11 protein-coding genes are annotated in these 20,666 nt (G+C 36.3%); 6 read left to right on the top strand and 5 right to left on the bottom strand.

Going from position 1 to position 20,666, the window contains the following annotated elements:
- Positions 1-34: 34 nt before the first annotated feature.
- Together AC07UM_RS04470 and AC07UM_RS04465 are read right to left on the bottom strand one after the other, a co-directional pair.
- A complete protein-coding gene (locus AC07UM_RS04470; protein ID WP_494682296.1) occupies positions 35-226 on the bottom strand; it encodes a hypothetical protein in 192 nt (63 codons plus the stop codon).
- A 687-nt stretch (positions 227-913) separates the two neighbouring features.
- Positions 914-3,055, bottom strand: a complete 2,142-nt coding sequence (locus AC07UM_RS04465; RefSeq protein ID WP_494682297.1) for a S8 family peptidase — start codon at positions 3,053-3,055, stop codon at positions 914-916.
- Positions 3,056-3,316: 261 nt separating this feature from the next.
- On the opposite strand from AC07UM_RS04465, the gene dnaE reads away from it, so the two are divergent.
- The 3 genes from dnaE to AC07UM_RS04450 all read left to right on the top strand — a co-directional run bounded on the left by dnaE (position 3,317) and on the right by AC07UM_RS04450 (position 14,354).
- A complete protein-coding gene (dnaE, locus tag AC07UM_RS04460) occupies positions 3,317-7,987 on the top strand; it encodes a DNA polymerase III subunit alpha (protein WP_494682298.1) in 4,671 nt (1,556 codons plus the stop codon).
- A 335-nt stretch (positions 7,988-8,322) separates the two neighbouring features.
- On the top strand, positions 8,323-11,856 hold the full coding sequence (locus tag AC07UM_RS04455) for a T9SS type A sorting domain-containing protein (RefSeq protein ID WP_494682299.1): 3,534 nt from the start codon (positions 8,323-8,325) through the stop codon (positions 11,854-11,856).
- 173 nt (positions 11,857-12,029) lie between these two features.
- Positions 12,030-14,354 (top strand): fibronectin type III domain-containing protein, encoded by a 2,325-nt coding sequence (locus AC07UM_RS04450; protein WP_494682300.1) that lies wholly within the window; start codon positions 12,030-12,032, stop codon positions 14,352-14,354.
- Between the two features lie 126 nt (positions 14,355-14,480).
- On the opposite strand, the gene AC07UM_RS04445 is transcribed toward AC07UM_RS04450, so the two are convergent.
- Positions 14,481-14,639 (bottom strand): hypothetical protein, encoded by a 159-nt coding sequence (locus tag AC07UM_RS04445; protein ID WP_494682301.1) that lies wholly within the window; start codon positions 14,637-14,639, stop codon positions 14,481-14,483.
- Between the two features lie 43 nt (positions 14,640-14,682).
- Positions 14,683-15,510, bottom strand: a complete 828-nt coding sequence (locus tag AC07UM_RS04440) for an ion transporter (RefSeq protein WP_494682302.1) — start codon at positions 15,508-15,510, stop codon at positions 14,683-14,685.
- A 250-nt stretch (positions 15,511-15,760) separates the two neighbouring features.
- Here AC07UM_RS04440 and AC07UM_RS04435 point away from each other — a divergent pair, with 250 nt between their 5' ends.
- From AC07UM_RS04435 to AC07UM_RS04425, 3 genes are all read left to right on the top strand, one after another.
- Entirely contained in the window at positions 15,761-16,609 is an 849-nt protein-coding gene (locus AC07UM_RS04435) for a phage tail-like protein (protein WP_494682303.1), read from the top strand.
- Between the two features lie 129 nt (positions 16,610-16,738).
- Complete coding sequence (locus tag AC07UM_RS04430) at positions 16,739-17,836, top strand: Nif3-like dinuclear metal center hexameric protein (protein ID WP_494682304.1); 1,098 nt, start codon at positions 16,739-16,741, stop codon at positions 17,834-17,836.
- Positions 17,837-17,838: 2 nt separating this feature from the next.
- Positions 17,839-18,615: a zinc ribbon domain-containing protein gene (locus AC07UM_RS04425; protein WP_109738866.1), complete on the top strand. Its 777-nt coding sequence runs from the start codon at positions 17,839-17,841 to the stop codon at positions 18,613-18,615.
- A gap of 174 nt (positions 18,616-18,789) precedes the next feature.
- On the opposite strand, the gene AC07UM_RS04420 is transcribed toward AC07UM_RS04425, so the two are convergent.
- Positions 18,790-20,568, bottom strand: a complete 1,779-nt coding sequence (locus tag AC07UM_RS04420) for an AMP-dependent synthetase/ligase (protein WP_494682305.1) — start codon at positions 20,566-20,568, stop codon at positions 18,790-18,792.
- Positions 20,569-20,666: the final 98 nt, after the last annotated feature.

The raw sequence follows: 20,666 nt of genomic DNA, 5'->3' as shown, positions 1-20,666 counted from the left end.
TGAACTTGTCTAAAGTTTCCTGATATGATATATACTACTTGTTTTTCAGAAGAAATATATCACCTTGTTTAAAATCGCATCTCCCTCCTGCTGTATTTAAGGGAGTCTTTCCATCTATGATAAATACCAACTGATCATCTGTTATGTATTCTTCTGCTGACTTAGCTGCCTTGGCTGTGAGGTAAAAAAAGGATAAAATGCTGTTTCCATATGCATTGGTATTCATGAGGTAAATATCTTGGTATTACCGGAATTTTAGATTTTCTATAAGGCTCAAATTAATTTTATTGTTTATTTATAAGCACATACAAAATCATGGATCATCATCTAAAAATCAACTATTAGTGAGTAATCTATATTTTTTCACAGATAAGTGAATATGAGCCTTTCCAAAAAGTTTGCCTTCCTTCTTAAAGCCTTTACTAAAGAATGATTATGGGGATCTGTTTTAATTTTCGATACATCAATATGAACTTTACACTTATTTTTTGAATACCTAAATCCAAATAAGGGCTAAACTCTTTTTTACTATATCTTTGTCTAACACAACTTTTTTTAGGAAATATCATTCTTTCTTTTACTTTAGACAAGTTCTATGATAATTAATTAGTTTTAATGAATAAGTCTGATTTTTTAAGGTAATTTTAATTTGTATTGTTAAAGTGATTTTTTGAAAATCTCTTATTTTGGTATTTTTATAAATATTATTGATTGTTTATATGGTTGCTATAAAGCAATCTGTTTTCTTCGTAAATATCAGCCATTGCTTTGGCCAGCATCATATGATTATACGCCTTGAGTAGTATATCTTGAGAAACTTTTTCGTGAAGTGCATTTTCCATAGGAAGCAAATATGCATAAAAAAAATACTAACAGTTGTTAGTATTTTGTATAAAATCTTTGTTTATATAGGTTATTCCTTGATCACTTTTTTGGAAATAACATCTTTGTCTGTTTTTACTTCAATGATGTAAATTCCTTTTGTGTAAGCAGATAAATCTATTGGTTCCTTATCATTATTGATGGTACCGCTTTGTAGTTTTTTACCTGTAAGATCATAAACATTGAAAGTAGACTTTTTAGGAGCTTTTAAAATGTTTGTAAAATCCTTTGTAATGGTAGGGGAAATCGCAAGATTATTAAGAGGGTTGGTAATATCTTTAGTTCCTAATAACTCAGTAAATCCTGTTACGATGACAGAGTAGTTTTGAGGGGCATTTCCGCCTGTATTATTTTTCAATATTCCTTTATTGGTGATCTCTATTTTATAAGTTCTTCCTGCAACAGGAGCATCTACTATTACCTGTTCTACGTTGTCTACCGTATTATCTCCTTTGGTAGCGGGAGTCATTGGATTGTTGGCATCAAGCTTCCATGGATAATAAACCGTATTTGTAGTAGTATCAGTGATCTTTAGATCCAGATCATTAATCAGTTTAGAACTTCTGTTATTGTATATATTGCTCCATTGATTGGTGAAATTTGTAAATTCAGGATCAATCCAGGATATTGTTACTTTTAAAGGTTCAGACCCGGACGCCTTAACTGTTTTTACATTAGCGACCCCGCTATTTAATACTTCATCATTAAAAATAATACTGTTATTGGATTTTCCTACAAGAAGTTCAGCTCCTTTTTTGGCGTCAATAAAGCCCCATCCAAATTGTGGATCAGGACCTATGTTACCGGCTTCTTTCGCTGAATGTACCATTAAGGTTTTTGCTGATGCAGCATTTAATAAGTTGCCTCCAAATAACTGCTTATTAACCTGTGTCCAAAGTCCAATAATACCTGTTACTACAGGAGCAGAATAAGAGGTTCCATCTCCTATGTCGATTTTACTTCCTCCTGTACTGGTGTTATCAGTCCATGCACTGGCAACACTTGTCCCCACAGCTGTAATATCCGGTTTAATACCTCCGTCATCTCTTGGTCCTGCACTGCTGTAAACGGAATGGATAACATCCGAGGAAGCTGTATATCTTCCATCATTAGTCGTTATTCTATCTGCAGCTCCTACCACAATAATATTTTTCCCAAGAGAACCAATTCCTATACAGTCATATCCCTGTGCGCAATTATTAGGAGGTAGAGTATCAGTGGCAGCAAATTCTACGAAATTCCCTGTGTTATCTTTGTAATATTTTTTATAGGTACTAGTGTCAGCACTAGGTCCTTCACCAAATGAGTTTCCTGCCGATTTTACAATGATATAGGAAGGATTGTTGTATACAATCTGGTCGTAATCACGGTCGTTTGTGTGATACGTTCCCTGAGCATCAAAAGAGGTGTTTGGACTGGCAAAAGTACCATTCCATACCCATGCCGGTTCATTGTTAACCAATTGAGGGTCCGCCCATCCCTGATTACTTCCATAAGAATGGTTGGAAACATTAGGCTGTGCCTTTACGATTTTTTGAAAAACGGTACTTTGTACAGTTTCACCATCCAAAACAGAAGTCCCAAAAGCATAAGCATCTATTGTAGAGTTGGGTGCAATCCCTTTGAAATTTACCTGTCTTGTTGTCCCATTTGTAAATGTTACTGTGTATGGATAATCTTTCGCACCTATAAAACTGGAAACAGCTGTTGCGTGATCACCATAATTAACGTTGCTGCTTTCTTTATTGACTATTCTGTTAGGAAGATTGTTAAAGAAGACGTGGTTGGCAAATACTCTTGCTACGCCAGAAGCAGTACTGCCATCAAAAATAGTAAACTTAATGCCTTCTCCGTTAAAAGATCCTGTTAAGCCGGTAATATTTCCTCCCTGCAAAAAATCAGAATTGGAATTTTTAATCTGATCCATATCGTGAGCCTGAAAAAAATAGGGCTTATTGTCTGGTAAAAAGCCTGCAAGATTAGTTCTTTGCAGTTCAATTTCTTTCAAAACTTCAGGGGCTTTATTTGAACCATATCGTTTAGATACATAGGCATCGAACTTTTCGTTGTTGTCTATTCTCTGACGTTCAAATAATCTATTTAATTCTTCATTGTTTTGTGCATTTATTAGCGTAATGGCTAAAGTGCTGAGTAAAAGTAGTTGTTTCTTCATTTTGGGTAGTAAATTATTAAAACTATAGTGAATCAAAATTATGCTAAAATTTTAATAATTAATAAGTTTTAATAAATAAGTCTAATTTTTTAAGGTAATTTTAATTTATGTTTTAAATTGTTAAAATAATTTTTTAAAAATCTCTTATTTTGGTGTTTTTTATAAATATTATTGATTGTTTATATGGTTGCTATAAAGCAATATTTAGAAAAAATGAAGTAACTTTACATTCTCTTTTTTATAAAAAAGTTAGAAAATTATATGTATTTAATTTTTGACACAGAAACAACCGGTTTACCAAAAAATTTCAACGCTCCGCTTTCAGATTCGGATAACTGGCCAAGAATGGTTCAGATCGCATGGCAGTTGCACGATGATGACGGAAAGTTGATTGAGAACCAGGATTATATAATAAAACCTGAAGGGTATGATATTCCCTTCAATGCAGCACGTATTCACGGAATTACAACAAAAATTGCCAATGAAGAAGGACGAGACCTTCAGGAGATCCTTGAAGAGTTTTCTAAAGTCCTTGAAAGAGTAAGAGTTGTTTCCGGACATAATGTGGAGTTCGACTACAATATTGTAGGGGCAGAGTTTTACAGGAAAAACCTGAATGATAATCTACAGGAAAAACCCAAAGCAGATACGATGATTTTGGGGACCGACTTCTGCCAGCTTGGCGGAGGACGAGGCGGCCGATACAAATCTCCGAAACTGGAAGAATTGTATGAAAAGCTTTATGGGAATAAATTTGATGAAGCCCATAATGCAGCAGCTGACGTAAATGCTACGGCCAGTGCCTTCTTTGAAATGATAAGAATAGGGGTGGTTCCTGCTGAAACACTAAAGATCTCAGAAGACCAGCTCGCTTATTTCAAGAGCCTTTATCCAGATCCGATCAAGCCTTTTAACATTGTTATCAGAAGGCAGGTTGCAGATTTTCATAACAAGAAAAAGCAACAGGATTTTGGAAGTATTGATGAAATTGATTTAGGGAAATACTTCAATTTTGATAATCACAGTGTTTTTTCTACGCTTACGGCTACTTCAAGCATCAATGATCTGATCAAAAAAGCTACTGATGAGAATTTCCCTGCTGTCGGAATGGTAGATCTTGGGAACATGATGGGAGCTTTTAAGTTTGTTTCAGCGGTGGAAGGAACGAATGGGGACAGAGTAAAAAAGCATAAAGAATATTTAGCAAAAAAACAGGAAGCAGAAGAAAACGGAGAAGAATTTAATGAAGTAGAGCCTGTTTCAGAACCGTTAATTCCCGTTGTAGGCTGCGAATTTTATATTTCAGAACGTTACGAACAGAAACAATTTACAAAAGATGATCCCGATAGAAGAACGCAGGTTGTTTTGTTGGCGAAAGATTTTGAAGGCTATAAAAATTTAGCAAAACTTTCAAGTATAGGTTTCCTTAAAGGGTTCTATTTTGGAGTTCCAAGAATCAGTCGTGAATTGATAGCTGAATATAAAGAAGGTTTGATTGCGCTGACTTCAGGAATTCTGGGAGATATTCCCGATGCTATTTTAAATACCGGTGAACAAAAAGGGGAGGAGCTTTTCAAATGGTGGAAAGATACCTTTGAAGATGATTTTTATGTTCAGATTCAAAATCATAAACTGCCTGAAGAAGAGCATTTGAATGATGTTTTACTGCATTTTGCAGATAAATATAATGTTAAGATTTTAGCACAGAACGAAACTTTTTATTCTAATAAAGACGATTCTAATATTCAGGATATCGTAAGCTGTATCAAAGATGGAGAAAAACTGACAACTCCTGTCGGAAAAGGATTTGGGAAGAGAAGAGGGTTAGCTACAGGAGAATATTACATCAAAAATTCTGACGAAATAAAAGAAGCCTTTTTGGCGTATCCTGATGCTTTTGATACGTATGAAGAATTCACTGCAAAATTTAAACCCTATACCTTAAAAAGAGACGTTTTACTTCCTAAATTCGATATTCCTGAGGAATTTATTCATGCTGAAGACGATATTGACGGAGGAAAACGCGGAGAAATGGCCTATTTGACTCATTTAACTTATGAAGGAGCGAAAAAAAGATATGTAGAAACCGGAATCACAGACGAAATTAAAGAACGTTTAGATTTTGAACTGGAAGTTGTTGCCAACACAGGGTATCCCGGTTATTTCCTGATTGTACAGGATTTTTGTAACGAAGCAAGAAAAATGGGGGTTTGGGTTGGTCCCGGCCGTGGTTCTGCCGCAGGTTCTGCCGTAGCTTATTGTACCGGAATTACCAATATAGATCCTATTAAATATGATTTGCTTTTTGAACGTTTTTTGAATCCGGAAAGGGTTTCCATGCCCGATATTGATATCGATTTTGATGATGAAGGTCGTGATAAAATTATCAAATGGGTGGTTGAAAAATACGGTAAAAATCAGGTTGCACAGATTATTACGTATTCGGTTTTGGGAGGAAAATCTGCGATTAAAGATGCGGGGAGAGTTTTGGATGTTCCGATTCCTGATACCAATAATATTGCGAAACTAATTCCGCCAAGTCCGGGGATGAACATTGCAAAAGCTTTATCTAAATATGATAAACTAAAGCCAGAGGAACAGATGCTTGTTGATGAAATGAGATATGTTCTTAACACTCCGGGTGATGCCCGTCATGATGTGCTTGCGAGTGCAAAAAAGATGGAAGGCTGTATCAGAAATACAGGTATTCATGCCTGTGGGGTGATTATTACGCCTGAAGATGTAAGTAACTTGGTTCCGGTAACGATTGCGGCAAAAGATGCCGATATTTTGGTGTCTCAGTTTGACAACTCAGTGGCGGAAAGTGCAGGTCTTTTGAAAATGGACTTCCTGGGGCTGAGAACTTTAACGATCATTAAAGATGCATTGAAGCTTGTAAAAGCAAGATATGGTTTAGATATTGATCCTGATCTTATTCCGCTTGATGATGCGAAAACCTATCAGTTATTTAAAGAAGGAAGAACGGTTGGGGTTTTCCAATATGAAAGTCCAGGGATGCAAAAATACATGAGAGAGCTTAAGCCAACAGTTTTTGCCGATCTTATTGCCATGAATGCCTTGTACCGTCCGGGTCCGATTAAATATATTCCCAACTTTATCAACAGAAAACACGGAATTGAAGAAATTGTTTATGACTTACCGGAAACTGAAGAATATTTAAAAGAAACCTACGGAATTACTGTTTACCAGGAACAGGTAATGCTTTTGTCTCAGAAATTGGCCAACTTTACCAAAGGTGAAGCCGATACTTTGAGAAAAGCGATGGGTAAAAAGCAAATCGATGTTCTGAATAAAATGTACCCTAAATTCATTGAAGGAGGTAGAAAAAATAACCTGAATGAGGAAAGATTAGAAAAAATCTGGAACGACTGGAAAGCCTTTGCAGAATATGCCTTCAATAAATCCCACTCAACGTGTTATGCATTTATTGCGTATCAAACAGCTTATTTAAAAGCCAATTATCCTGCGGAATATATGGCGAGTGTAATGAGTAATAACATCAACAATACAGAGGCTATTACCATGTTTATGGAGGATTGTAAAAGTATGGGAGTTGATGTTTTGGGGCCTGATGTGAATGAATCTCAATATAAATTCTCTGTAAATGAGAAAGGGCAGGTTCGTTTTGGTCTGGGGGCAATTAAAGGTATTGGAGAAGGTCCGAGTGAAGGAATTACACGAGAAAGAGCGAACGGAAGATTTAAAAATATTTATGATTTTTTTGAAAGGATTCCGCCTTCGCAAATGAATAAAAGAGTAGCGGAAAGTTTAGTTTTGGCCGGAGGTTTTGATGAATTGAGTTCTTTCCACAGAGGTCAGTATTTTGATATTGATATGGCTGGAAGAACAAATATAGAAAGATTGATCAGGTATGGACAAAGCTTTCAGGAAAGTAAAAATGAGATGGAACACTCTCTTTTTGCAGACTTTGCTGAAGAAGTGCAGATTGAGCAGCCCAAACTGGCACCTTGCCCGGAATGGCCAAATATGCATAAGCTTAATAAAGAAAAGGAAACCATTGGGTTTTACCTTTCTGCACATCCTTTGGATGAATTTAAATATCAATATCAGTTTATGCAGGGACAGCTTTCTCAAAAGTCAGTTTTAGAAAAAGATGAAGAGGGAAAAACGGTGGCAGACGAAGCTCCGATTCTTGAAAAAGATTCTATTGATGAGATTGCAGATCTTATAGAAATTGTTTCCGATGACATCGTTGCCGGTGAAGAGGAAGAGATTATAGAAGAGGTTACAAAAAAAGCTGAGCCGAAAGGAGTTTTTCATTTTTTGAATCTCGATGAAGTTGATGCATATAAAGAACAGGCTTTTGCAAATAAGCCGGAAGAGCTTTTTGAAGAAAAGAAAAAAGACTGGAAAACTTTGCAGAAAGAAAGAGAAAATGGAGGTGGCGGAAAAGAATATACCGTTGCAGGTTTGATTACGGAATATGTGGTAAAAGATGGTTTCAGAAGCGGGGAGAAAGTAGCCTTTGTGACGCTTGAAGATTATTCTGGGTCATACTCATTCAGATTGGGGGATCGTGATTATATGAGGTTGAAGGAAAAGCTGGAGGTTCAGAGGTTTGTGATTTTCAAAATAAAATTTGCTCAGGTGAAAGACGGCAGAGTTTTCGTTAATGTAAATGATGTGATAGAGCTTCAGGAAGCATTTGAGCGATTTGCTAAAAGTATATCTTTAGTGATGGATGTGATGGATGTAAGACCGGAAGATCTGGATTTTTTCAGAACAGTTCTTGATAGGAATAAAGGAAATCAAAAACTGAAATTCTTTATTAAAAATATTGAAGATGATTCCCATATTGAAGTACAGTCTATGAAACATTCGGTAGATTTGACTGGAGATTTAATCAAAGAAATCCAGCTTCTTAATAAATATGAGTTTTATTTAAACTAGAAAAAATGATATAATAACTTAAAGAGTGACTTTTGGTCACTCTTTTTTTGTTTATATATTGCAGCTATTGATGAAAAATTTTACATGTTCTTTTATATTAAATAGAAAAATTTTCTGAAGTCTATTTTTATTGTATAGTATTTTAAATATTTGATTTTCAATGTTTTAATGTTTTTCATCATATTGCGAAATAAACATTAAAATTAAATAAACGTTTGATTTTATTTGATTTTATATTGGGTTTTAGTTGTTTTTATTCAAAATTTTATGATAATTTCTAATATTTAAATTAATATTTATACATTTACAAACCTAACTTTTTATTATTACTATTTATGAAGAAACTATTACTATCGTGTTTGACAGCATTTTATTACTGCGTGTCCGCACAGGTTGGTCCGCCTCAACTTACCACCCCCAATACAAATAATGGATATGGCTTTGCCCAGTCTTCTGGTACTTATACACCGTTATCTGCAAGCCGCACAATATGGCAGTCCGGTGCAACAATAGGAACAGATTTGGTATCAGGAGCTATTCCTCTATCAGGTTTTTTTACTTATAACAATCAGAAGTATAATTCAGTTTATATCAGTAACAATGGTTTTATTACGTTTGGGGTACCTGCTGCCAGCAACACTTACACAGGATTATCTTCCGATATTTCACCAACTACTTATGACGGAGCTTTTGCAGGCTTTGCTGTAAATCTTCGTCATGCTAATACTACAACCTCTGAAATTGCCTATGAAACTGTTGGTTCTAAGTTTGTTGTGCAATTTACAGATGTACAGGGCAATAGTGCTTCTGCGGCACAGCTTCTTAATTTCCAGATTCAATTAGACTTTACAACCAAAACAATTGCTATTGTTTATGGAAATTGTGTTTCAGGAACTGCAACCCTTACAGGACAGGTAGGGATAAGAGGATCGGAAAGTTCTGATGTTAATAATTTGACAGGAACAAACTGGACTTCTCTTGCTGTAGGAAGCTCAAATAGCTCTACTGCAACTTTAGGAAGTACAAACGGAACAACAGTTCCTGCTTCAGGACTTACATTTACTTATACACCGGGAACATGGCAAATTCCACCTGCCACCTATGCTACATTGCCTTTCACAGAGAACTTCAGTACCTGGGCAGATGGAAATTCAACCTTAGATCTTCCTAATGCCAATTATTGGAGAGCATGGCCGGCCAGAGGAGATAATGCATGGAGACAAAGTGATATTGTAACAACAGGATTTACTTCTGCTTCAGGATGGTCTGGCACTAGTGGATCTTCTACGGTTTCTACTCCTGCAGTAGCGCCAGCAGCCCGTTTTCATTCCTATAACTGCCAGTATGCTTCAGGATACATGGACTTATATGTCAATCTGTCTTCGGGTACAGGTACCAGATACTTAAGTTTTGATTATATCAACCCTTCTGGAACCGATGTTTTAAAAATCCAGATATCTACTGATGGTGGGACCACATTTACAGATGTAGGTTCTGCTTTAGGAGTTTCAGCATCATGGACCTCTAACTTTATAGATTTAGGGTCATCGAGTCCTAATGCAATCGTAAGATTCTTAGCTAAAGGTGATAACGGAAGTGACGATATCTATGTAGATAATGTTAAAATTTCAGCCATTACAATTCCGGATTGTACCGTAATTACTGCACCAGCTAATGCAGCAACAGGCGTATCTATAACACCAAATGTCAAATGGAATGCTACAGCAGGAGCAACTTCTTACAAATTGAATCTGGGGACTACGCCAGGAGGAACAAATGTGATAAATGGAGTAGATGTAGGAAACGTGCTTACTTATACGCTTCCTGCAGCAAATCAATTGTTATATGGTACTACCTATTATGCTACTATACTGCCAGTCAATAGTAACGGAACAGCTAGTGGATGTACGTCGGTCTCATTCACCACTAAAAATATTGGCTGTCCTACTGTAAGTGCACCTTCATCACCTGCAACAGGGGTTTCTTTGACCCCAACAATAACATGGGGTGCTGTAACAGACGCAACAGGATATAAATTGTCGATCGGTACTACAACAGGTGGAACTGATGTAATGAATAGTGCTGATTTGGGAAATGTAACAACTTATACACTTCCTAGTCCATTAAACTATGCAACAAAATATTACTATACAGTTAACGCTTATACACCAACAAGTAATTCTTCTTCTTGTACTGAACGTAATTTTACAACGACTTGTGCACCAGAAAATGCTCCAACAGCCTCCCAAAACTTTACCACATTTACTCCATTGTGTTGGTCAGTTGCTAAAGGAAGTGTTACAGCTTCATCTACTCTAACATATGGATCAAGCAAATGGGCTGCTGAGACAGGTTTTGCCAATACAGGATCTAATGCAGCCGTAAGAATCAACTTATATGGAACCAATACCGGGGATTGGTTGATTTCTCAACCGATTAACCTTGGAGCTACCCCGGGTATGTTTAGAATGAAGTATAAAATGGCCGTTACCAGTTTTTTGGAAACTGCTTCACAAACGACCTTAGGTACTCATCAGGTTAGAGTTATTGTCTCCACAGATGGCGGTACTACATGGAGTAATGCGAACGTTATAAAAACTTATACGGGAGCAGCAACTTATTCGAATACAGGGCAAACAGAAATTATAAACCTTACTGGATATTCTGGAAATATTAAAATTGCTTTTGTTGCAACAACAAGCTCCAATACTCCAGATATTGACTTCCATGTTGACGATTTTGTGGTAGAAGCTATGCCAACATGTCAGGAACCGGCTTCTCCTGTAGTAGCTAATCCTACAGTTTCTACAGCGAATCTATCCTGGACAGCACCAACGATAACACCAGCTAACGGATACGAGTATTATTATAGTACAAGTAGTACAGTTCCTACTGCTGCTACAACGGCTAGTGGAACAAGCAGTACTACTTCAGCTCCTTTATCCGGGCTGGCTTCAAGCAGCACTTATTATGTTTGGATAAGATCTGTCTGCAGTTCGAGCGATAAGAGCATTTGGGTTGGGCCTGCTGTTTTCAATACACTTTGTGGAACAGTTATAGCTCCTTTTGCTCAGAATTTTGATAATGGATTGGCACCAAACTGCTGGAATAATGTGAATCCTACAGCGACTACTACTGATGCAACTCTTTTCTGGAAATTTTCAGGAAGTGCAGATTACGGCGCAAGTCCAGCTAACAATGGAAAAGCAGCAGGTACCTATGCATGGGTAGATGCAAGTTCACCCTATGCTGGAGCCGGTACTAATACCGTTCAATTGGTTACACCTTCGGTGAATTTAACAGGATTGACTTCACCTGTTGTTTCTTTTGATTGGTTTAAAAATCACTCTACATCAACGTCTACTACAGTTTCGCCTTCTACTTATGATAATAATAAACTTACTGTAGAAGTAAACGATGGAAATGGCTGGGTAGCTATATTTAGTGATGCTACAAACTTAAATCAATGGAGAACAGTGAATATTCCTTTAGCTGCTTCTTATATAGGAGCAACGATTCAGGTGAGATTTACTGTAGATAAAAATGTAAGCGGTAACGGATACTTCTATGATGACATTCTTTTGGATAATGTTGAAATAAAACAAAATCCTAATTTATCAACTTCTGAAGTGGGTGTAAAAGAGAATAAAGTTAAGGTATACCCTAATCCATTTATTGACACATTAACAATTTCTGATGCATCTAAAGTGAAATCTGTTTCCATTCTTGATGTTGCAGGAAGACTTGTGAAGACTATTGAAGCTCCTGCTTCAGAACTTCAATTGAGAGATCTGAAAGAAGGAATGTATTTGGTAGTACTGAATATGAAAGACGGAACCCAACAAACCGTTAAAGCAATTAAAAAATAAATAATTTTTTTAAAAATATGAAAAAGAGACTGCTCAGACTGAGTAGTCTCTCTTTTTTGTGATAAAAATTACATTTTATTTAAAGAAAAGATTGATACGTTGTTATATAGTTATAAAAGTATTTTTTTTGTTACTGATTTTTAGCTAGATTTGACTTACTAATAATATATTATATGAAAAATATTTTACTCGTTGGTTTCTTAATGACCGGCCTTTTTGCCACCGCGCAGACATATTGTACGCCTGCATTTGCTAGTGGGTGTAGTGGTGGAGATCAGATAGACTCTTTTACAATTCCGGGTGCCGGATTTGATCATTCGAATACAGGTTGTTCTACTGATGCATATGGAGATTTTACCTCTATGACGATTAACCTGAATGCAGGTTTAAGCTATGGCTTTAGTATTAAGCATGGATATGAAGACCAAAATGTTCGCATCTGGATAGATTTTAATAATGATGGAACTTTTGATGACGCCGCTCCGGAACTTGTAGCATCTGCAAGTAGTACTTTTGTAGGAGGTGCTAATATTACAGCCGGACAGATAACGATCCCTTCTACAGTTGCTCCGGGCAGCTATAGAATGAGAGTAGGAGATAGGTTCTCAGATGATCCCATTCCTTGTAATATTGATGGATATGGAGAAGCTCATGATTATACGGTGGTCATTGGAGCAGTTCCAACCTGTTTCGCTCCAACTGCTATAACGGTGTCTGCGGTTACTGCAAATTCAGCTCAGGTGGCATGGACGGCTCCGTCTTCTGCTCCCGGCAGCGGATACGAATATTATTATTCGACCACGGCTACATATCCTTCTGCTAGTATCGTTCCGTCCGGAACAAGTACTACAACAAGTACTGGCTTGTCTACTCTTTTACCGGCGACTGCTTATCATATATGGGTACGCTCTGTATGTAGTAGTTCAGATAAGAGTGCATGGTCTCAGGAGGCAACATTTATGACCTCTTGTGTTTCTGTGGGTATACCATATACATTGAATTTCGAAAGTGTAACAGTTCCGGATTTGCCGATTTGTACAACAGCAGTTAATGAAGGCGCTGGAAATATATGGGAAACAGGAGATTTAGATGCTCAGGGATTTACAGGTAACGTTCTTAAGTATTCATATGATTCTTTCAATGATGCCAATACCTGGTTTTTCACCAATCAAATTAATCTTACAGCAGGAACTACCTACAGAATCAAATATAAATATGCAAATGCTGAAGGAACAGTATATGCTGAAAAATTAAAAGTAGCGTACGGAACTTCAGCTACAAGTGCAGGGATGACCAACATATTAGCAGATTATCCGAATGTGGTTACCAGTACAGCAACGAGTGCTTTTGTGAACTTTACACCAGCTACCACGGGGACGTATTATTTTGGGTTTCAGGCATACTCTGATGCTAATATGAATGAATTATACGTTGATGATATTAATATAGATGTAGCACCTGCTTGTAGTGAACCTACAGCATTAGCTGCTTCAAATATTACTGCTGCAGGAGCTACAATTTCCTGGACAGCAGCCACTCCTGTACCGGCAAACGGATATGATATTTATTATAGTACTACCAATACAGCACCTACAGCAACAAGTACTCCTAATTTTACAGGAGTTACAGCGATCACTTATAATATCCCTGGTTTAGCAGCTTCTACTCCTTATTATGTATGGGTGAGATCCGTATGTAGTACGACGACCAAAAGTGAATGGAGTGAATATGTTGCTTTTACCACTTTATGCTCAAGTACAGGCTTGCCTTATACTTTAGATTTTGAGAATGTTTCCACTCCGGAGCTTCCTGGCTGTACTATGGCTACTAATATGGGAAATGGAAACAACTGGGAAACAACGGACCCTCCTTCAGATAGTCAGGGATTCTCTACGAATGTATTAAAATATCAATTTAATTCTTCCAGCTCTGCCAATGCATGGTTCTTTACTCAAGGATTGAGCCTTACAGCTGGAGTACAGTATACCATCAGCTATAAGTATGGAAATAATTCATCAACTTTTGTTGAAAAGCTAAAAGTAGCATACGGAACTTCACCGGTTGAGTCAGCGATGACTAATTCTGTGGCAGATTATCCTTCAATTGATGATGCTACTGCACATACAGCGACGATTACGTTTACCGTTCCTACAACCGGAGTGTATTTCTTTGGATTCAATGCATATTCAGATGCAGACCAGTATAACCTGTATCTTGACGATATACATATTACCAACGAAAACCTGGCAACATCTGAAGTGGCTAAAGTGAAAAATAGCATTCAGCTATATCCTAATCCATTTACAGATGTATTGAATATCTCGGATGTTAAAAACGTGAAAAATGTATCAGTAACAGATGCTACAGGAAGATTAGTGAAAACTATTGCAAATCCTGAATCTACCATACATTTAAGAGATTTAATGCAGGGTGTTTATTTAGTAACTTTAGAAATGAAAGACGGTTCTAAACAAACTATCAAAGCCATTAAAAAATAAATCATCATTTAAATAAAGAGAAGAGACGGGTTATTTATAATCCGTCTTTTATTTTGTTTTGAAAATTAACGAATAAAAAAAGATGAACGGATTTCTTCGTTCATCTTTCATTGTATGACGTGATCATCACTTATAAGGAACAGGCTGTACTTCTCCTTTGTTCATGAGATCAAAAACAGTAGGGAAGAACATGACTAATATAAAGTAGACGATGATCATAAGGACCACCAGTGCGAAAAGAATGATCACTAAACTATTGGGTCTGTTTTTCTTTTTTGGTTCCATGATTTTGTAATATTTGGTGAATAAATTAAATCTATACTAAATATTAAGCTAATTTCTTGCCACATTTCTTACAATACCTTGCATCATCATCAATGTCATCATTTCCGCAGCGTTCACATATGATTTCCAGATTTTGTCTTTTATTTCTCATTTCTGCCGTGACGATTCCAGTGGGAACTGCAATAATGGAGTAACCGGCCAGCATCAGGATGACAGCAAAAAACTTTCCTAAAGGCGTGATAGGAGATACGTCACCATATCCTACAGTGGTTACTGTAACAACCGCCCAATAGATTGATTGCGGTATCGTTTCGAATCCCTGCCTTCCGCCTTCTACCATAAACATGAGTGATCCAACAATAACTGAGAAAATAATAAGGAATAAAAGGAAAATATAAATTTTTCTCGAACTGTTCCTCAAAGCCCGCACAATAAGATAGCCGTCATTCATGAAATCCAGTAAATTGAATATTCTGAAGACTCTTAGCATTCTCAGCATTCTGAAAATCAGGAAATACTTTGTAATAGGAAAGAAAAAGCTGAGAAAAAAAGGGACAAGAGCCAGAAAATCAATAATTCCAAAAAAACTGAAAATATAATTCCGTTTGTTTTTTATCACGGTAATTCGCATAGAATACTCGATGGTGAAGAAAATAGAGATCACCCACTCAAGGATCAGGAATGTATAATGAAACCTTTTATCAAGCTTAGGTACACTTTCCATCATGATGATAGCAGTACTGGCAAGAATTAAAGATAATAATATGATATCAAACAGTTTTCCGAGCCTCGTATCAGAGCGATAAATGATCCGGTAAAGGAATCTTTTCCAAAGACTGTCTTCAGGAATAAGATTATGTTCTCTTTCCATTTATATAAGGTTATTTCACAGCGAAGTTAATAATTTCTATAAAGTATAGGGTAAATATATGACTGTTAAAAGAATCTTGCAAATGTTAAAATAAAATTCATCCTTAAAAAGTGAATTAAGTATATTTAATTATTTGTATTTCAATTAATTATGTTTATCAAAATACGAATAAAATATGAGATATAAAAATATTATTTTTAACATTTTGACATCTCATATGCGTAATTTTATTCTACAAAAGCTTTATATCATGAGAAAAATTTTAACCTCCTTTATTCTGTTTTTCATAAGCAGTTTTGTGTATGCTCAGGTTGGGATTAATACATCAACACCAAACGGTGCTGCAGTATTGGATATAGTTTCCAGCCAGAAAGGAATCCTCATTCCTCGTCTTACAGATACAGATCGGGATACCAACCTGGCTGATAATGATGTTTCTACAGTACCTCCTGCAGGTGTCGTAAACGCTAACCTTACTGCAGGAACTCTAATTTTTAATACGACAACGAATAACTTCCAGTATTGGGATGGTACCCTCTGGAGACAGCTTTTTGTTCCCACATCTTCTCAGGCTGGTAACGACGGTGTCGTTAAAATAAATTCTGGAAACGCAAATGTAAAACCCTCATTCAATTTAAGTGCAGCAGGAAGTGGTTATGGTCCAAGACAACAAGTTCTCTATGCTGTACCATTAGTCTTTGCTGCAAGCCCTACGACGAGCTGGCCGGAAACAACTGTTCCCTTTCCGGGAGTTACATCCAATATTTATATTGCAGCAACTGGTAAATGGAGAGAAAATGAAATTAACGGACAGGTCCATATCTGGAGAGCAATCGCTACTATTACTCCAGGGTCCAACTCTTCAGGATCAGTAAAGGCTACTTTTAAAAATCCTGATTCCGGTTTTGAAATCAACTCTATCCAATTGGTTCCAAGTGGTTCAAGTGGAACAGGTAACATTCTTACATTTTATTTCTATACCATTGCCGATCCTGCGAGTCTTGATCCGGGAAAAGGTTATCAGCTTTTTATGGAGGCCGATTTAAGTTGTAGTGTGGTAATAGAATCTTTTACTAGAGTATCTCTCTTTAAAGATTAACAATCTTATTTAATTTTTTTATATCAAATTCAACCGGCTCATGAAAGTCGGTTTTTTTATTGCAGCAGAAATATTCTTTGGAATTTTAGTAAAAGTAATATCTTCGCTGTAACCGTAAAATATAAAGTAATGAAGCTAAAAACTGTAATTGCAAAGATAGAAGAGGAAATAAGTATCAGACAGGCAGAAGATTTTGATAATGTAGGCCTGTTGTGTGGTGTTTACGATCGTGATGTATCAGGGATTCTGGTTTGTCATGATGCTTTGGAAAATGTCGTAGATGAGGCGATTGAGAGAAACTGCAATCTGATTGTATGCTTTCATCCGATTATATTTTCCGGATTAAAATCTTTAACAGGGAAAAACTATGTAGAAAGAGCTGTTTTAAAGGCTATTGAAAATAAAGTCGCTATCTACGCCATCCATACCGCATTTGATAATGATTTCTTTGGGGTAAATCATGGAATTTGCAGTCAGTTGGGATTAAAGAATATGAAAATTCTACAGCCGAAAGAAAATAACCTGAAACAACTGACAGTTTTTGTTCCGAAAGATTACTCAGAAAAAGTAAAAGAAGCGATGTTCTCGGCAGGAGCCGGAAATATAGGATTTTATGACGAATGCAGCTTTACAGTCAATGGTAACGGAACATTCAGGCCGACCGAAGGTTCCAATCCATTTTCCGGACAGCAGAATATTCGCGAAAATGCAGATGAAGATATGATTTCTGTGATTTTTGAAGAGTACAAGCAAGGGCAGATTGTAGGGGCTATGAAGACCGCGCATCCTTATGAGGAAGTTGCCCATCAGATATACAGTCTGGATAACAAAAATCATCATGCCGGGTTGGGAATGTATGGTGATCTGGAAGAGGAAATGGATGAAAAAGATTTTCTTGGATTTGTGAAAGAAAAGTTTGGTCTTGAGGTGATAAAACATTCTTCTTTTAATCATAAAAAAATCAAGAGAGTAGGGGTTTTAGGAGGTTCAGGAGCCAGCGGAATACGATCTGCAGCAGCCAAAAAATGTGATGCCTATCTTACGGGTGATCTTAAATACCACGACTATTTTTTAGCAGAGTCTAAAATGTTGATTTGTGATATAGGACATTATGAGTCAGAACAATTTGTTGCTCAACAATTATTTGAAATTTTGTCACAAAAATTTAGTACATTTGCAATTTCAAAATCTATTGAAAAAACAAACCCAGTAAATTATTTCATTTAAATATGGCAAAAACCAACGATATTTCAGTTGAAGAAAAATTAAGAGCTTTATACGATTTACAGATCATTGATTCAAGATTGGATGAAATCCGAAATACTAGAGGAGAATTGCCAATTGAAGTTGAAGATCTTGAAATTGAGATTGAAGGTCTTGAGAAGAGAGCTGAAAAATTTCATGCAGACATTAAAGATCAGGACGATCAGATCAAAACAAAGCATGAAGTAATCAACCATGCAAAAACTTTAATTGATAAATACAAGTCTCAACAGGATAATGTAAGAAACAATAAAGAGTTTGAAGCATTAGGAAAAGAAATGGAATTCCAGGATCTGGAAATTCAACTTGCTGAAAAAAGAATTAAAGAATTCGGAGTTAAAATTGCTCACAAAAACGAAACTTTAAGCGAACTTACTTCAAAGATCGACGATTTGAAAAGCCACCTGAAATTCAAGAAAGAAGAATTGGATGGTTTGATCTCTGAAACTCAGAAAGAAGAAGAATACCTAATTGAGCAGTCTAAAGAATTTGCAGGTAAAATTGATGAGAGATTACTGGCTTCTTACAACAGAATCAGAACAAGCTCTATCAACGGTCTTGCAGTAGTAGGATTAGAAAGAGGAGCTCCAAAAGGATCTTTCTTCACAATTCCTCCTCAGAAGCAGATGGAAATCGCTCAGAGAAAGAAAATTATTATTGATGAGCATTCAGGGAAAATCCTTGTTGATGACGAATTGGTAATGGAAGAAAACGAAAGAATGAAAATGGTAATTAAATTCTAATTACTGATTTTAAATCATACAAAAGCTGTTTCAGAAATGAGACAGCTTTTTTTGTATACTCAATAGGAACGGGCATCAGTCCGTTTGTTTATCAAAAAAAATAAACTCCCATCCTTTGGCTGGCTAAAAAAGCTTATAAAAAAACCGCTTCAAAACGAAGCGGTTGTATTTTAATTATTCATGATGATCATACATCTTATTATACAAAGCAATAAACTTCTCTTTTACCGCTTTTCTTTTTAGTTTTAAAGTTGGGGTAAGCAATCCGCTTTCAATGCTCCAAACCTCAGGAGTAAGCTCAATCTTTTTGATTTTCTCCCAATTTCCGAGATGCTCGTTGATTCCTTCAATTTCTTTTTCGATTCTTTGCTTCAGTTCAGCGCTTTTTGCAATCTCTTCCGGTGTAGAACCTAAATTCAGATTGTTTCTCATAGCCCAGCTTTTTGCAAATTCAAAATCAGGTTGTACCAGGGCACATGGCATTTTTTCACCATCACCCACCACCATAATCTGTTCGATGAATTTAGATGCTTTTGCTAAGTTTTCGATGGTCTGAGGGGCAATATATTTTCCACCGGATGTTTTGAACATTTCTTTCTTACGGTCTGTGATCTGTAAAAATCCTTCACTATCGATATGTCCGATATCTCCGGTTTTGAAAAACCCATCTTCTGTAAAAGCTTCTTTGGTCATTTCATCATTTTGAAAATACCCTTTGAATACAGATGGACCTTTTACTGTAATCTCACCATCCTCCTGGATTTTTACCTTTAAATTATCCAATGGAATCCCTACCGTCCCCAATTTCATTTTATCAAAACTGTTCACGGAAATTACCGGTGATGTTTCTGTTAAGCCATAACCTTCTAAAACAGGAATTCCGGCATTCTGAAATATTAAGTTAAGTCTCGTAGACAATGCCGCGGATCCTGAAACCAGCGTTACGATTTCGCCGCCTAAACCTTCTCTCCATTTAGAGAATACAAGTTTATCAGCAATGATTTCCTGAAGTCCTGATGGTTTTGAAACGGTTTTCTTTTTACTGATTAAATTTAAAGCCCAGAAGAAGATTTTTGATTTCAGTCCTCCGGCAGAAGATCCCGTATTGTAAATTTTATCATATACTTTTTCTACCAGTCTTGGTACTACGGTCATATAATGAGGCTTCACTTCTTTTACGTTTTCACCCATCTTTTCGATACTTTCAGCAAAATAAAGAGAAAAACCATTGTACTGATAAAGGTAGAACAGCATTCTTTCAAAGATATGGCAGATAGGGAGGAAGCTTAAGGCTCTTGCATCCTTATAATCTAACCCTCTTTTCTTTGGAATCCTTGGAACAGATCCCAGTATGTTAGAAACAATATTATTGTGGGTAAGCATTACTCCTTTAGGTCTTCCGGTTGTTCCGGAAGTATAAATAATAGTTGCCAGATCTTCAGTATTGATGGCATTGGAAAGATCATCTACTTCAATCTGTGTAGATTCATCCTTACCCAAATCAAGAATTTCTCTCCAGTTAGCCGCTCCGCTGATGTTATCAAAAGTAAAGATCCCCTGCAGACTTGGGATATTATGTTTTACCTTCATGACTTTATTCAACAATTCCTTATCAGAAACAAAACAGTACTGAATTTCGGCATTATTGAAGATAAATTCATAGTCTTCCGGAGAAATACTTGGATAAACCGGTACTGAAACGACTCCGATCTGAGAAATACCAAAGTCCATAATAGCCCATTCCGTACAGGAATTGGTAGTGATCAAAGCAATCTTATCACCCGGTTTTATACCTAGCTTCAGTAATCCTCTGGATATCTTATTTCCTTCATTAATAAACTCCTGTGTAGAAGTTTTTTTCCATTCGCCTTGATATTTGGTAACAAACATATCCGTTTTAGGAAATTTCTCTAAAGCGTAGTGTGGAATATCGAATAATCTCTTGATCGTCATGATTTTTTAAGCAATTTTTAAAGAATTTTAAATATAAGCATTTTTTTTAATTCAAAAAATTGAATGTTATGAATTCAAGATTATTTAAATGCTTAACA

Source organism: Chryseobacterium sp. GW821-FHT04C04, assembly GCF_059420365.1.
Note: the sequence above shows the minus strand (reverse complement) of the source record. Positions and strands in the feature narration are given on the sequence as shown.